General features: G+C 69.5%; 12 protein-coding genes. 7 read left to right on the forward strand and 5 right to left on the reverse strand.

Translation table 11 applies throughout. The annotated features are described in order from the left end of the window. Position 1: 1 nt before the first annotated feature. Positions 2-1450: an alginate export family protein gene (locus tag LO787_RS10065; protein ID WP_232495695.1), complete on the forward strand. Its 1449-nt coding sequence runs from the start codon at positions 2-4 to the stop codon at positions 1448-1450. A 1-nt stretch (position 1451) separates the two neighbouring features. Here the strand turns inward: LO787_RS10065 and LO787_RS10070 are convergent, their stop codons facing one another. Then, positions 1452-2138, reverse strand: a complete 687-nt coding sequence (locus tag LO787_RS10070) for a GntR family transcriptional regulator (RefSeq protein WP_232495696.1) — start codon at positions 2136-2138, stop codon at positions 1452-1454. 155 nt (positions 2139-2293) lie between these two features. Here LO787_RS10070 and LO787_RS10075 point away from each other — a divergent pair, with 155 nt between their 5' ends. The 5 genes from LO787_RS10075 to LO787_RS10095 all read left to right on the forward strand — a co-directional run bounded on the left by LO787_RS10075 (position 2294) and on the right by LO787_RS10095 (position 7002). Next, positions 2294-3760, forward strand: coding sequence for an aldehyde dehydrogenase family protein (locus LO787_RS10075; protein WP_232495697.1), 1467 nt, complete (start codon positions 2294-2296; stop codon positions 3758-3760). Beyond that, positions 3757-4539: a carboxymuconolactone decarboxylase family protein gene (locus LO787_RS10080; RefSeq protein WP_232495698.1), complete on the forward strand. Its 783-nt coding sequence runs from the start codon at positions 3757-3759 to the stop codon at positions 4537-4539. Before LO787_RS10075 ends, LO787_RS10080 begins: the two co-directional genes overlap by 4 nt. Further along, positions 4532-5332 (forward strand): NAD(P)-dependent oxidoreductase, encoded by an 801-nt coding sequence (locus LO787_RS10085; protein ID WP_232495699.1) that lies wholly within the window; start codon positions 4532-4534, stop codon positions 5330-5332. Before LO787_RS10080 ends, LO787_RS10085 begins: the two co-directional genes overlap by 8 nt. After that, entirely contained in the window at positions 5329-6084 is a 756-nt protein-coding gene (locus LO787_RS10090; protein ID WP_232495700.1) for an SDR family NAD(P)-dependent oxidoreductase, read from the forward strand. Before LO787_RS10085 ends, LO787_RS10090 begins: the two co-directional genes overlap by 4 nt. A 132-nt stretch (positions 6085-6216) precedes the next feature. Continuing rightward, entirely contained in the window at positions 6217-7002 is a 786-nt protein-coding gene (locus tag LO787_RS10095) for an SDR family oxidoreductase (protein ID WP_232495701.1), read from the forward strand. A 41-nt stretch (positions 7003-7043) separates the two neighbouring features. Here the strand turns inward: LO787_RS10095 and LO787_RS10100 are convergent, their stop codons facing one another. From LO787_RS10100 to LO787_RS10110, 3 genes are all read right to left on the reverse strand, one after another. Beyond that, the gene (locus LO787_RS10100; RefSeq protein WP_232495702.1) at positions 7044-7199 is read right to left on the reverse strand and encodes a YbdD/YjiX family protein; all 156 of its coding nucleotides are present in this window, start codon (positions 7197-7199) and stop codon (positions 7044-7046) included. 14 nt (positions 7200-7213) lie between these two features. Next, positions 7214-9259 carry a carbon starvation CstA family protein gene (locus LO787_RS10105; RefSeq protein WP_276574176.1) on the reverse strand — a complete coding sequence of 682 codons (2046 nt, stop codon included), beginning with the start codon at positions 9257-9259 and terminating at the stop codon, positions 7214-7216. A gap of 156 nt (positions 9260-9415) precedes the next feature. Continuing rightward, on the reverse strand, positions 9416-11374 hold the full coding sequence (locus LO787_RS10110) for an OPT family oligopeptide transporter (RefSeq protein WP_232495704.1): 1959 nt from the start codon (positions 11372-11374) through the stop codon (positions 9416-9418). Between the two features lie 141 nt (positions 11375-11515). Between LO787_RS10110 and LO787_RS10115 the strand changes: the two genes are divergently transcribed. Further along, positions 11516-12403, forward strand: coding sequence for an NTP transferase domain-containing protein (locus tag LO787_RS10115; RefSeq protein ID WP_232495705.1), 888 nt, complete (start codon positions 11516-11518; stop codon positions 12401-12403). Here LO787_RS10115 and LO787_RS10120 read toward each other — a convergent pair whose 3' ends face one another. Further along, entirely contained in the window at positions 12404-14953 is a 2550-nt protein-coding gene (locus tag LO787_RS10120) for a TonB-dependent receptor plug domain-containing protein (RefSeq protein WP_232495706.1), read from the reverse strand. Between the last annotated feature and the right edge of the window lie 147 nt (positions 14954-15100).

The following is a 15100-nucleotide window of genomic DNA, read 5'->3' on the forward strand; positions in this document are numbered from 1 at the left end:
GATGATCACCGTAGCTTCGCGGCTCCGCGCTGCGACCCTTTCGCTCGCCCTGACGACGCTGCCTGCGGTGGCGCATGCCGAGGACGCGCCCTACCCGCAGGCCCACAACGGCGACGGCGCCGTGACGGGCGGCTACTCGCTGTCCCGCTGGGCCGAGGACTGGACCGCCAAGGCCGACCCGGCCAAGCGCGACGACCCGATCGACCGGCTGAAGTACATCCCGCTCGATGACGACGGCGACATCTACCTGACCCTCTCGGGCGAGTTGCGCCTGCGCGTCAACCAGACCACCAACCCCAACCTGCGCGAAGCCGAGGCGCAGCGGCAGGACATCAACCGCATCGTCGGCGGCGCGGACCTGCACATCGGCGAGCACTTGCGCTTCTACGGGGAGATCGCGCACGGCGGCATCGGCGGACGCAACCTCGGCGTACCCGCCGCGACGCTGCGCAACGACGTGGTCATCCAGCAGTCCTTCGTCGAGGCCCGCACCGACATCGGCGAATTCGACGTGGGCGTGCGCTACGGGCGGCAGGAATTCACCGACGGCCCCAACCTGCTGACGTCGCAGCGGGACAACAACACGATCCGCTACACCATGAACGGCTGGCGCTTCTACGCACGCGGATCGAAGCTGCGTTTCGGCGCCTTCGACTTCCGCCCGACCGCCTACGGCGACCTTGGCACCGGCGACGACGTGAACGATCCCGCGCGCCGCTTCTCCGGCGCCACGGTGGGCGTGATGCTGCCCAAGACGTTCCTCGGCAATTCCAGCCTCGCCTTCGACACTTTCCTGTGGCGCCGCCACAACGATGTGGGCGCGTGGGGCGGGCGGATCGGCCCGGCGACGCGCTGGTATCTGGGCGGATGGCTGCGCGGGGACGTGGGCCCGGTGAACCTCGACTGGTCGGTCAACCGCCAGTGGGGCTACTACATGGACCAGGACATCTCCGCGTGGCAGGCGTTCATCGCGCAGACCTACCGCATCGGCAAGGGCAAGGACGCCCCGCGCGTCGGCGTCCACTTCGACTACGCCAGCGGCGGCGGCGGGTATGGCGACGGCAAGCTGCGCAATGCCTATTCGCCCTTCGGCAACAACATCTATTTCAGCTACCAGCTCTACCTGACGCCCTCCAACCTGCGCGCGGTGACGCCGAACGTCAGCTTCACGCCGGTCAGCAAGGTGCGCGTCACCGCAGAGTACGAGTTCGTCTGGCGCGACAACGTGCATGACGCGATCTACCGCGCCAACGGCCAGCCCTTCGCGGGCACCCAGAACGGCCGTGCCCGCAAGACCGCCGAAGTCGCGCGCCTTCAGGCCATCTGGTCGATCGCCCCGCGCCTGACGCTGACCGGACGCTACGAGCACCTGCAGGCCGGACCGGGCCTGACCGACGCGGGATACAAGAACTCCGACTTCCTCGCCGGCTGGCTCAGCTTCCGCTTTTAAGTCAGCCGCGCGTGTCGAGGTAGGACAGGATCACAGCGCGGTTCTGCCGATTCGCCTCGAACCGCGTCAGTTCCGCATCGTTCGCGAGGATCGCCGCGATGATCCGCGCGCGCCCATCGCGCCAGGCGGCCCCGTCGTCGTCGAACACCTTGAGGCGTGGCGCGGTGTGCGCGGTCGAGTAGTGGAGCGTCACCCGCGTCAGCATCTCGAACAGCGGGCGGCGGACCATGCGGAACAGCAGTTCCTGGAACTCCATCTCGAAGCGGCCACAGTCCATCATCGTGACGCAGCCCGGCAGCCGCTCCGCCAGCGTTGCGAGCCGCGCCCGCAGCCCCGCGTCGGTGCAGCGCGCGGCGGCGGTCGCCAGTTCGTTGAACAGCAGCGACGTCATGTCCAGCGCCTCCTCGTAGGACGTGGGGTTCATGCGCATGTAGGCGTGCAGGCCGCGTTCCAGCGCCGCCGCATCGGGCCGCGCGCCGTAGTAGCCGCCGCCCGGACCGCGCCGCACTTCCAGCAGTCCTTCATGCTCCAGCACCCGCGCGACCTGCTGGAGCGTGACGATCCCCACCTCCAGCGAGCGCGCCAGTTCGTGCAGCGAACCGATCCGCTCCCCCTCCGGCACCGCGAAGATCCGCTCGCGCAGGGCCTCGGTGGTGCGGACGATCAGGCTGGCCTTCTTCCCGGTCATAGGTGATCTCAATTATAGGCATATTATTTGATTTCAGCGTCGATTATCGACGCATTTTCGGTCAATTCAAGTCAATTGACCGCCTGTATATCGCCGCGATAGCCTTCCCTCCATCGAACGGCGCGCCAGTCGCCGCTGGAGAGGAGAGCAGTCCCATGGGCTTCCGTCTGCCCGACGTATCCCTGCCCGAATTCGCGCACCTGATCGGCGAGAGCGCCGAGGCGTCAGGGTCCGGCGAGGTCTTCGCGCACGTCTATCCCGGCAGCGGCGAAGTGACGCGCGAGATCGGGCTGGCGAATGCCGCCGACGTCGATCGCGCGGTCGCCGCCGCCCGCGCCGCGCAACCCGCATGGCGCGCGATGCCCGGCGACAAGCGCCGCGACCTGATGCTGCGCCTCGCAACCGTGATAGAGGAACGCGCCGCCGAAATGTCCCCGCTGCTCAGCGCGGAGAACGGCTCGATCCTGCTGGCGGGCCCGCACATGAGCGCGGATGCGGCGCAGAAGTTCCGCTACTTCGCGGGCTGGGCGGACAAGCTGGAAGGCCGCACGGTGCCGACCTGGGGCGGGCCTGCGCACGACTACGTGACTTACGAACCCTACGGCACCGTGGGCATCATCGTGCCGTGGAACGGCCCGCTGTTCGCCGCGACGATGGTCATGGCTCCGGCGCTGGCGGCAGGCAACTGCGTGGTGCTGAAAGCGCCCGAGACGGCACCGTGGTCGATCATGAAGCTGGTAGACCTGATCCGCCAGGCGGGCTTTCCGCCCGGCGTGGTCAACCTCGTCACCGGTGGCGCGGACGTGGGCGCGGCGATGGTCGAGCATCCCGGCATCGACAAGATCGAATTCATCGGCAGCGGCGCGACCGCGAAGAAGATCCTCGCCAGCGCGGCGCAGTCGCTCAAGCCCGTCGGCCTCGAACTCGGCGGCAAGTCGGCGGTGCTGGTCTTCGCCGACGCGGACCTTCAGGCGGCGGCGAAGCGCGGGCTTTCGGGCGCGGTCAGCGCCAACGGACAGGGCTGCGTCAACGGCACCCGCCTGCTGGTCGAGCGCGCGATCTACGAGCCCTACGTCGAGATGCTGAAGGCCATGGCGGCGCATGTGAAGGTGGGCGACCCCTTCGCGATGGACACGATCATGGGGCCGGTCATCTCCGAGGCCGCGCTCGATCGCATTCACGGCATGGTCGCACGCGGCGCGGCGGACGGCGGGCGCGTCGTCTGCGGGGGCGAGCGGATCGGCGGAGACCACGCCGGGGGCACGTTCTACCCCATCACCATCCTCGCCGACGTGGCGCAGGACGCCGAGATCGCCCGCAACGAGGTGTTCGGCCCGGTCCTCGTCGTCACCCCGTTCGACAGCGAGGAGGAGGCCGTCGCGCTCGCCAACGGGACCGACTACGGGCTCGGCGCCTATGTCCACACCACCAGCCTGACCCGCGCCCACCGCGTCGCCGGGCAGATGATGGCGGGGCAGGTGCAGGTCAACGGATCGGGTGAGGCGATGACGCCCTGCGTCCCCTTCGGCGGCATGAAGCATTCCGGCCACGGTCGCCTCGGCGGGATCGAGGGGCTGCGCGAATTCCAGCAGGTGCGCAACGTGTGGATCAACCTGCAATGAGCCTGCTCGACCCGCAGGAGCGCAGCGCCACCGGCCTCGCCACGCAGGCGGAAGTGACGGGCCGCCAAGCCGCCGCGCCGACGACGCTGCTGGAGGAATCGTGGCGCGACTTCGTCTTCGCCGAAGTCTGGACGCGCCCCGGCCTGCCGCGCCGTCCGCGCTTCCTCGTCGCCATCGCTTCCGCCGCGACCTGCGGCCTGAGCGATACGCAGATCGACGACTTCGTGCGCGGTGCGCTGACCACCGGGGCGCTGACGCTGGCGGAACTGCGCGAAGCGGCGCTGCACCTTGCGGTCTACTCGGGTTGGGGCAACGGCGGCAGGCTGGACCGCGCGGTGACGCGCGTCGCCGACGAACTCGGCCTGCCGCCCGCCGAAGTCCCGCCGATCCGCGCCGCGCCGTGGGACGCGCAGGAGCGCAACGACAGCGGCCATGCCGAATTCGCCAAGGTCATGACCTTCCCGCCCGGGCCGCCCAGTTCGCCCTACCTCGTCGGCATCAACAACTTCGTGTTCGGCGAGATGTGGTGCCGCCGGGGTCTCGACGAGCCCTCACGCCGCTGGATCACGCTGGTCGGCGTGTGCGAGTCCGGCGCCGACATCCCGATCCGCAGCCACATCCACGCCGCCATGGCGAGCGGCAACTGCGCGCCGGAGGAGATGCTGGAATTCGTCCTCCAGTACGGCACCCACGCGGGCTGGCCCAAGGCATCGCGCATCAACGGCGTGGTGATCGAGATGATCGGCAAGGTGGAGAAAGGACTTCCCTGGCATGGCTGATGTGGGTTTCATCGGCCTCGGCTCGCAGGGCGCGCCGATCGCGGTGCGGATGATGGCGGGCAATCGGCTGACCGTGTGGGCGCGGCGGCCCGAGGCGCTCGCCCCGTTCGTGGACAAGGGCGCACAGGCGGCGACCACGGTCGAGGAACTGGGCGTCGCTTGCGATCATGTCGGCGTCTGCGTGGTCAACGACGCGGACGTGGTGGAGGTCTGCGACCGGCTGATCCCGGCGATGCGCCCCGGCAGCGTGCTCGCGATCCACTCGACGATCCTGCCCGAGACCTGCGAGGCGCTGGCCGAACGGGCGGCGGAGCGCGGCGTGCTGCTGCTCGATGCGCCCGTCAGCGGCGGCAGTCCCGCGGCGGAGGCGGGCACGCTGACGGTGATGTGCGGCGGCTCGGACGTGGCGTTCGCGCAGGCGCTGCCGGTGTTGCGGACCTTCGGCGCGAAGATCGTCCTGCTCGGCCCGGCCGGGGCGGGGCAGCGGGCCAAGATCGTCAACAACGCGCTGCTCGCCGCCAACATGGGCCTAGCCCACAGCGCGCTCGGCATCGCGGAGGGCATCGGCGTGGACCGCGCCGCGCTGGCCGACCTCATCCAGCATTCGAGCGGGCGCAGCTTCGGGTTCGAGGTCGTCGCCCGCCTGCCCGCCCCGCCCGCCTTCGCGCATGGCGCGGCGCTGCTGTTCAAGGACGTCGGCCTGCTCGGCGCGATTTCGCATCCCGACAACCCGCTAGCCGTCGCGGCGATGCCGTTCCTCGACGCGACCGGCGTGACACAGGAGAAGCCATGATCTTCGAGAACCTCAACCTCACCGGCAAGGTCGCGCTGGTCACGGGCGCGGCGTCCGGCCTTGGCCGGGCGGTGGCGCTGAAGCTGGGCGCGGAAGGCGCGAAGCTGTGGCTGGTGGACGTCGACGCCGCGGGCCTTGCCGAAACGGTCGCGATGGCCGGAACCGATGCGCGAAGCGAAGTCGCCGACCTCTCCGACCCCGCCGCCTGCCATGCCACGGTGACGAAGGCGGTCGCGGCATTCGGGCGGCTCGACGCGCTGTGCAACGTCGCGGGGCTGATCTACCTCGCCAACACGCCCGAGATGCCGCGCGAGCGGTACGAGCGGACCATCGACGTCAACCTCAACGCGCCGTTCTTCCTTTCCCAGGCGGCGATCCCGCACCTGCTGGAAACGAACGGCGCGATCGTCAACGTCGCCTCCTGCGCGTCCTACATCGGCGAGGCCTACGCCGCCGCCTACTGCGCGAGCAAGTGGGGCCTCGTCGGCATGACCAAGGCGCTGGCGATGGAATTCCAGAAGAAGCCCATCCGCATCAACGCCGTCGCGCCGGGCGGCATGATGACCAACATCGCGGCGAACTACGTGCCCCCCGAAGGGTGCGACTTCGAACTGCTCAAGCGCTTTTCCGGCATGCGCGGCGTAGTGGAGGTGGCGGACGTCGCCGACATGATCGTCCTCCTCGCCTCCGATGCCGGGCGCGGCTTCCACGGGGCATGCCTCTCGCTCGACGCGGGCATCACGGCGGGATGATCCCTTTTCCCGTCATCCCCGCGCAGGCGGGGATCCATCTCGCGGTCCATCGCCCGGCTCCATGGGCGAGCGCGGGAGATGGGTTCCCGCCTTCGCGGGAATGACGGAGTGTTATTGGAAGGACCACGAACGATGACATTTTCCCTCGATCAGTTCCGCCTCGACGGCAAGGTGGCGGTCGTCACCGGCGCGGGCGGGCGCGGCAATTCCATCGGGCGCGCCTATGCGCTCGGGCTGGCGCAGGCGGGCGCGGCAGTGGTCGTCGCCGACCTCAACGGTGACGGCGCCGCCGCCGTCGCGGAGGAGATCGTCGGCAGCGGCGGCAGGGCCGTGGGCGTGCAGATGGACGTGGCCGACGAAGCCTCGACGCTGGCGATGGGCGCGGCGGCGGTGGAGGCGTTCGGCGGGGTCGACGTGCTCGTCAACAACGCCGCGCTGATGGTCGACATCAGCTACGACAACTGCGAGACGGTGAGCCTCGACGCATGGAACCGAGCCTTCGCGGTGAACCTCAACGGCGCGCTGCTCTGCGCGCGGGCGGTGATCCCGTCGATGCGCGAGCGGGGCGGCGGACGCATCCTCAACCAGACCAGCGGCGGCGCGTTCCCGGCAACGGGGCTCTACGGGATTTCCAAGCTGGCGCTGGTGGGCCTGACGACGACGCTCGCCAAGCAGCTCGGCAAGGACAACATCACCTGCAACGCCATCGCCCCAGGCAACGTCAAGTCGGACGCGGGCAAGCTGCTGGTGCCGGACGATTCCCCGTTCATCAGGTTCCTCGACATGACCTGCGCGCTGCGATCGCGGGGCGAGCCGGACGAGCTTGTCGGCACGGCGCTGCTGCTGTGTTCGGAAGCGGGGCGGTGGATCACCGGGCAGACGATCCATGTCGATGGGGGCTGGGTGCTGCGGCCCTAGTTCAAACGTCGTCCCGGACCCGATCCAGGACGACGACCGGCTCAACAGCACTTCCCCCCGCCCGCGCCGCCGAAGCGCGCCTGTTCCCGGTTGCGGAAGAACTCCACGCGGGTCATCGGCGTCTTCTCGGGATGATGCTGCGCCATGTGGGCGAGGTACGCCTCGTAAGGCGGCTGCCCCACCATGAGGCGCAACATCTGGCGCAACATCCTCATTCCGCCGGGACCATGTGCACGGCGCTTTCGTTCACCGTCGGCCTGTCTTCGCGCAGCGCCGCAAGGCAGGTGCGCACGGTGAAGAACAGCAGCGAGACGACCACCGCGAGGAAGACCAGGCACAGCCCCGCATCGACGCGGTCGTTGAAGACGATGGCCTGCATCTGCGCCATCGACTTGGCCGGGGCGAGCACCGTGCCCGCCTCGATCGCCGCGCCGAACTTCGTCGCGTGGGCGAGGAAGCCCACCGCCGGATCGCTCGACAGCAGCTTGAGCGAACCCGCGCTCAACGTGCATATGAGCAGCCACACGGTCGGGATCACCGTCACCCAGGCGTAGCGCTGCTGCTTCATGCGGAACAGCACCGTGGTCGCCAGCATCAGCGCGACGGCGGCGAGCATCTGGTTGGAGATGCCGAACACCGGCCACAGCGTATTCACCCCGCCCAGCGGATCGGTGACGCCCTGATAGAGGAAGAAGCCCCAGCTCAGCACGCACAGCGCCGTCGCCACCACGCCGGGCAGCCACGATGTTCCCGCGCGGAACGAGGGCACCGCAAGGCCGATCAGATCCTGCAGCATGAAGCGCCCGGCGCGCGTGCCCGCATCGGCGGCGGTGAGGATGAACAGCGCTTCGAACAGGATCGCGAAGTGATACCAGAACGCCTTCATCGCCGTGCCGCCCGCGACATGGCTGAAGATCTCCGCCATCGCCACCGCCAGTGTCGGTGCGCCGCCGGTGCGCGAGACGATGGTGTGCTCGCCCACGTCGCGCGCGGTCTGGACGAGGAGGTCGGCCGAGACCGGGAAACCCATCGCGGTCACCGCCTGCGCCGCGCTGGCGGGATCGGTGCCGAGCACGGCGGCGGGGCTGTTCATCGCGAAGTAGATGCCCGGATCGAGGATCGAGGCGCCTACGAGGGCCATGATCGCCACGAAGGCCTCCATCAGCATCGCACCGTAGCCGATGAACGGCGCGTCGGTCTCGCTGCCGATCAGCTTGGGCGTGGTGCCGCTGGCGATCAGCGCGTGGAAGCCGGACACCGCGCCGCAGGCGATGGTGATGAACAGGAACGGGAACAGCGCGCCCGACCAGGCCGGACCACCGCCGCCCGTGAACTGCGTCAGCGCGGGCATCCGCAGCGGCGGCGCCATGACGACGATGCCGATGGCGAGCGCGGTGATCGCGCCGATCTTGAGGAAGGTCGACAGGTAGTCGCGCGGGGCCAGCAGCAGCCACACCGGCAGCAGCGAAGCCATCGCGCCGTAGCCGATCAGGATCCAGCACAGCGTCTGCGGCGTGAAGGTGAAGATCGGCCCCCATACCTCGGACGCGGCGACGTTCTGCCCGAACACGATGGCGGCGATCAGGCCGATGAAGCCCAGCACCGAGACTTCGCCGATGCGGCCCGGACGGATCCAGCGGGTGTAGACGCCCATCGCCAGCGCCAGCGGGATCGTCGCGGCGACGGTGAACATGCCCCAGGGGCTCTCCGCCAGAGCGCGCACGACGATCAGGGCCAGCACCGCGAGGATGATGACCATGATGAGGAAAGCCCCCGCCAGCGCGATGGTCCCCGCGACCGCGCCCATCTCCATGCGCACGAGTTCGCCCAACGACTTGCCGTCGCGCCGCATCGAGATGAACAGGACCATGAAGTCCTGCACCGCGCCCGCCAGCACGACGCCGAAGATGATCCACAGCGTTCCGGGCAGGTAGCCCATCTGCGCCGCCAGCACCGGCCCGACCAGCGGCCCCGCCCCCGCGATCGCCGCGAAGTGGTGGCCGAACAGCACGCGCTTGTCGGTGGCGACGTAGTCGAGCCCGTCGGCGCGGTAGAGCGCGGGCGTCGCGCGGCGCGGATCGAGCTGCATGACGTGGCGGGCGATGTAGAGCGCATAGTAGCGATAGGCGACGAGGAAGCAGCTCACCGCCGCCACCACGATCCACAGCGCATTGACCGCCTCGCCGCGCGACACCGCCAGCACCGCAAGGCAGACCGCCCCGACGATGGCGAGGATGATCCAGGGGATATGCTTCAAGGTACTCTCCAATTCGTCGTCGTCCCGGACTTGATCCGGGACCGCTGGCCGTGACCGGCCTCGCTATCGCGCCGGGCGCCCCGACATCAGGTCTCACCTAAAGACCGCCAGCGGTCCCGGATCAAGTCCGGGACGACGAAGCGCTTTACTGCGGCTTCACCCCACCAGCTTGCGCGTGCGTGCGTAGAGCAGCGCGAGGAGTGCGAAGAACAGCGCCGTGCCGCCGATCAGCGCGGGAACCTCGAAGCCGTCGCCCACCAGCGCGAGCGGGGCGTCGCTGCCCGATGCGGCGACGATGCCCGCGAAGGCGACGCCCCACAGGCTCTCGCCCACGATCATGCCGGTGGCGGTGAGCACGCCCATGCGCAGCGCGAATTCGGGATCGCGGCGCGTCTCGGCCCAGCGGTCGTACCAGCGGCCGATGACCGATCCGATCACCACCGGCAGGATCGCGCTCATCGGCAGGTAGATGCCGATGCCCACCGCGAGCGGCGGCAGGCGCAGGCGTCCCGCCTTGCCGAGCACTTCGTCGAGCGCGACGAAGATCACGCCCGCGACCGCGCCCCAGCCGATCATCGCCCAGTTGAGGTCGCCGCCGAGCACGCCCTTGGCCAGCGCCGAGATCAGCGCAGCCTGCGGCGCGGGCAGCGCGTTCGGGCCTGCGCCCGGCGCTCCGGCGAACCCGAAGGCGGTGTTGAGCAGGTCGAGCACCGGCGGGATCACCAGCGATCCGAACACCACGCCGATCACCAGCGCGACCTGCTGCTTCCACGGCGTCGCGCCGACGAGCTGGCCGGTCTTCAGGTCCTGCAGGTTGTCGTTGGAGATCGTCGCGACGCCGAAGACCACGCCGGTCACGATGAGCGCGTAGGCAACCAGCGCCGAGGCCGTGTCCGCCCCGGAATCGCGACCGAACAGGCCGACCAGCATGAGCGACGCGGCGACCACGGACAGGATGCCGATGCCGGAGACGGGCGAGTTCGACGCGCCGATCAGGCCCGCCATGTAGCCGCAGACCGCCGCGATCAGCAGGCCGAAGACGACCACGAAGACCACCGCGCCCGCGATCAGCACGACCTCGCTCCCCGCCAGCGGCCCACCGGCGATTACGCTCCACAGCAGCACCGCGATGGGCACCAGCATCGCCAGCGCGCCGAGGGCGACGGCGGTGATGGGCAGATCCTGCTCCTCGATCGCCAGCGCCTCCCCGGCGTGGCGCGCGCGGCTTGCGGCGATGGCCGAGCGCACGCCGCCGATCACCGGCCCGGCGATCCGCAGCAGCGTCCACACCGCCGCGACGCCGATCACGCCCGCGCCGAAGAAGCGCACGTCGCGGGAGAACACTGTGCCTGCCCATGCGCCGACGTCGCCGGGCATTGGGCTCTGCGCGGTCAGGATCGGCAGGAGCCCCCACCAGCCCACCGCAAGACCGAGGAACATCGCCATGCCGACCGACAGCCCGACCAGATGCCCGACCCCCAGCAGCGCAAAGGACAGGCCGCCCGAGATCCCGGTCGCCCCCGATCCGGCGCGGAACCACACGGCGGCCTCGCCCACGATCAGCCGCGTCTGCGTCAGCACCGCGAAGCCCGCCGAGGCGAGCGCGTTCCACACGAGCACCGACAGGCCCTTCGCGCTTTCCTCCGCCCCCTCGCGCGAGCCGGAGCCGACGCGCAGCACTTCGGCGGCGGCGTGGCCTTCGGGATAGGGCAGCGGGGTGTCCACCACCAGCGCGCGGCGCAGCGGCACGGAGAACAGCACGCCGAGGATGCCGCCGGTCCCGGTGATCGCGGCGGTCGTCCAGTAGGGGAAGCCCTGCCACCAGCCGATCATGACGAGGCCCGGCAGCACGAAGATGATCGCCGCCAGCGTCCCCGCCGCGCTCGCCACGGTCTGGACTATGTTGTTCTCCCAGATCGTCGAATCCCGGAACCCGCGCAGGATCGCCATCGAGATCACCGCCGCCGGGATCGAGGTCGCGAAGGTCAGGCCGACCTTGAGGCCGAGGTAGACGTTGGCCGCCGTGAACAGCAGCGTGATCGCCCCGCCCAGCAGGATGCCGCGCAGCGTCAGTTCCTTCGCCGACGCCGTCCTCGGTGCAGCTTCGTTCGTCATCGGTGTCCCTGTCCGTCCCGTTCGTGGAACCGTCTTGGCACGGCGGGCTGGCGGAGGACAGCGCAAAACTCACGGTAAAAATTCGTATCCGCCGCAGGTTTTCACCGCAGCGTCACATGGCGCGGCAATAACGGTCGGCCAATGGATACGCCCTCCCCCGCCGTGTCCGCCGCACGGGTGGCGGAGCCGAAGTACACCGGAGCACCGGTGCGCATGATCGTGCTCGCCGGGCGAGACCCGCGCGGGACGGACGCGCTGGCGCGCAGCTTCGGCAAGACGCACAAGTGCCTCGTCCCGCTGGCCGGGCGACCGCTCGTCGCCCACGTCCTCCAGACCGCCGCCGTCCACCCCGCGATCGAGAGCCTTGCCATCTCGGTCGAGCGCGAGGCGTTCGAGGGGCTGTTCGACGTGCTCTCGCAGCTTCCGGGGCGCGGCATCGCCAAGCTGGTGGAGGCGCGCGAGAACCTCGTCGACAGCGTGCTCGCGGCGGCGGAGGGATGGGACGGCCCGGTGCTCGTCACCACCGCCGACCATGCGCTGCTGACGCCCGCCTCGATCGACACGATGATCGCCGCGATGGCCAATGCCGACGCCGCCTTCGCGATGGCCCCGCGCGACGCCGTGCTGGCCGCGCACCCGCAGCACCTGCACCCGTTCCTGGAGTTCGCCGACGGGGCCTACGCAAGCTGCAACCTCTACGCCGCCGCCGACCCCGAGGCACTGCGCGCGGTCGAGGTGTTTCGCGGCGGCGGGCGCTTCGCAGGCAATGCCTGGGGCGTGCTGCGTGCGTTCGGCTTCGTCAACCTCGCGCTGCTGAGCCTGCGCGCCGCCAGCCTGTTCGACGCCGCCGCCCGCGTCTCGCGCCGGATCGGCCAGCGCCTTGCGCCGGTGGTGCTGCACGACGGATCGCAGGCGCTCGACGTGGACGATGCGGCGACCCACGCCGCCGCCGAGGCGCTGCTTGCCCAACGCCCCGAACCGGCCCGCGCCGCCGTGGGCACGAACCGGTCCAGACAGGCGCTGGGGTAATCAGAACTTCAGGCCGACCCGAGCGTAGTAGAACCCGCCGCTGAGGCCGAAGGGCGCGAAGCCGCCGTACAGGCCGGAGCCGTCGTAGGCGACCGCGCCGTTCCGGTCCGGGTAGACGTCGAACAGGTTGTTCGCGCCCACCGCGAAGTCCAGCGCATCGGTGAACTGGTAGCCGATCTCCGCATCCGTCACCCACTTGGCGCCGAAGCTGCGGTCGGACGCAGCGACGTTGCTGGATTCGGTGTAGCCGCCGTAGCGCGTCGCGCGCAGCAGCGCCCTGACCGGGCCGGACGACCAGTTGCTCGTCAGCACGACCTTGCTGCGCGGCAGCGCCACCACCAGGTCGCGCTGCGCCTGTCGGCCGAACAGCGTGACGTTGAGCGTGCTCAGCTCAGGCGGATTGTCGATGACGCTGAGGATCTTCGTGCGGTTGTAGCTGTAGGCCGCGCTCAGGCGGAAGGTGCCGACGGCGGCGGTGTCGAGCGTGTATTCGCCCACCACGTCGACGCCGCGCGTGCGCGTGTCGATGGCGTTGGTGAAGAACTGCGCGCTGTCCACGTCGTCGACGCCGTTGGCCTGCAGGATCGCCGCGACCGCCGCGCCGCCATTCGACGCGGTGCCGAGGAACTCGGTCTTCACGATACGGTCGTCGATGCGGATCTGGTAGGCGTCCACGGTCAGGCGCAACGGGCCGTTCTCATAGGTAACACCTGCCGTGAAGTTCAGCGACTTCTCCGGCTTCAGCGGCTTCGCGCCGAGCGCCAGCGCCGCCACCGAGTTGACCGGCAGGAACTTGGAGGTGGTCGAGACGCGCTCGTTGCCGATCACCGTGACGGTGTTCTGCGTGGTCGAGAACGCGGTCTGCGCCAGCGACGGTGCGCGGAAACCGGTATTGACGCCGCCGCGCACGGCTAGCCCCGGCGCCAGTTCGATGCGCGTCGTCGCCTTGGCGCTGAAGGTGTTCCCGGCGCTGTCCGAATAGTGCTCGAACCGGCCCGCGAGGCCGACGAACCAGCCCTTCAGGACGTCGGTCGAGATGTCGAGATAACCGGCCAGGTTGTTGCGCGAGATGCTCGTCGCGTCATCGGGCGAGGTGCCGGTGAACGAGACCAGCCCCGGCGAGGGCGAACGCCCGCCGTAGAGGTTGCCGAAGGGGGTGCCGTCGCGCGGGATCACGTAGCCGCCGTCGCGGTAGCTGTCGGGCTCGCCCGCGATATTGCGGAAGCGCTCCCAGCGGTGCTCGACGCCGAGCGCGACGTTGAGCGGCTTGGCGAAGCCCGCCTCGAATTCGCGGCTGACGTCGAGGTTGTTGACCCACAGGTCCTGCTTCTGGCGACCCATGAAGAAGTCCGCCTTGCTGTCCGGCCCGAGCGAGGGGTTGAGCGTGTTCTCCGCGCCCAGCTTCACGTTGTCGCGCCCGTAGCTGGTGGAGATGTCCACCGCCCAGCCCGCCACTTGCGAGCGGATGCCGACGGCAGCCTGCCAGTCCCATTCCCAGATGCGGCGATAGGCCTGGAAGCCTGCGGGATAGAGCTGCGGCAGCACCGAGACGCCCTGGCTGTTCGCCTGCCCGCCGTAGCCGGTGGGCGACGCCACGTAGGCTCCGCGCGCGTCCTTGATGTTGCGGTAGCTGAGCGTCGAGAACGAATAGAGCGTCGTGTCCTCGCCCAGCGGCAGTTCGGCGTTGTAGCTGGTGTTGACGATCTTGTCCCGGTTCGACCGGCCATAGCCCCCGGCGATGACGTGGTCGGCCCCGGCCTCGCGCGGGTCGGGCTGGCCGTTCACCAGCGGGTAGAGGTAGGGGATCGCCTCCGCCGAGGACTCGGCGCGATCGTGGTACTTGGCCTCCAGCGAGAAGCGCACGAAGCCGCCGTCGCCGATCCCGGTGCCGAACGAGCCGGACACCTGCGCCAGCTGGCCGCCCTTCTCGTAGAGCTGCCCGCCGGTGATCGACAGGTCGCCGCCATGCGCCGAACTGTCGAGGATCACGTTGATGACGCCCGAGATCGCGTCCGACCCGTACTGCGCCGCCGCGCCATCGCGCAGCACTTCGATGTGGCCGACGCCGCTGGTCGGGATCAGGTCGATGTCGACCGGGGTGGAACCGCCCGAAATGCGCGAGAGGTTGTTGATGAGCGAGGTCGTGTGCCGCCGCTTGCCGTTGACGAGCACCAGCACGTAGTCGCCCGAGAGGCCGCGGATGGCGATGGGGCGCACGCTCGCCGAAGTGCCGCCGCCGCCGAGCGCGGGCATCGAGAGCGAGGGGATGATGTTGCCGAGGATCTCCTTGAGGCCGGTGCGGCCGGTCGATTTCAGCTCCGCCGGGCCGATCACGTCGACCGGGACCGGACTGTCGGCGACCGAGCGCTGCGTCTGCCCGCGCGCACCGGTGACGATGATGGCGCTGCCTTCGGCATCGGCAGCGGCATCAGCCGCCCCGTCGGCGGCAACCAGCGGCACCGCGACGGAAGGGGCCTCGTCGGCATGGGCCGCTGCGAAGGGAAGGAACGATACGCTGGCGGCAAGTGCGGCGGACTTGAGGATTTTCACGGAAAACTGGCCCCTGAACTGGTTCGTGTCCCGGCCTTCATGGCATGTCTACTGATTTGGTAGAAATTGCGATCTCTTATCCGTTCTCAAGTTTTTCTTGATGCTGGGAACGGCGCCGGGATGCGCGAAAATCCGCCGCTGCACAGG

Source organism: Novosphingobium kaempferiae, assembly GCF_021227995.1.
Taxonomy (GTDB): Bacteria; Pseudomonadota; Alphaproteobacteria; order Sphingomonadales; family Sphingomonadaceae; genus Novosphingobium; species Novosphingobium kaempferiae.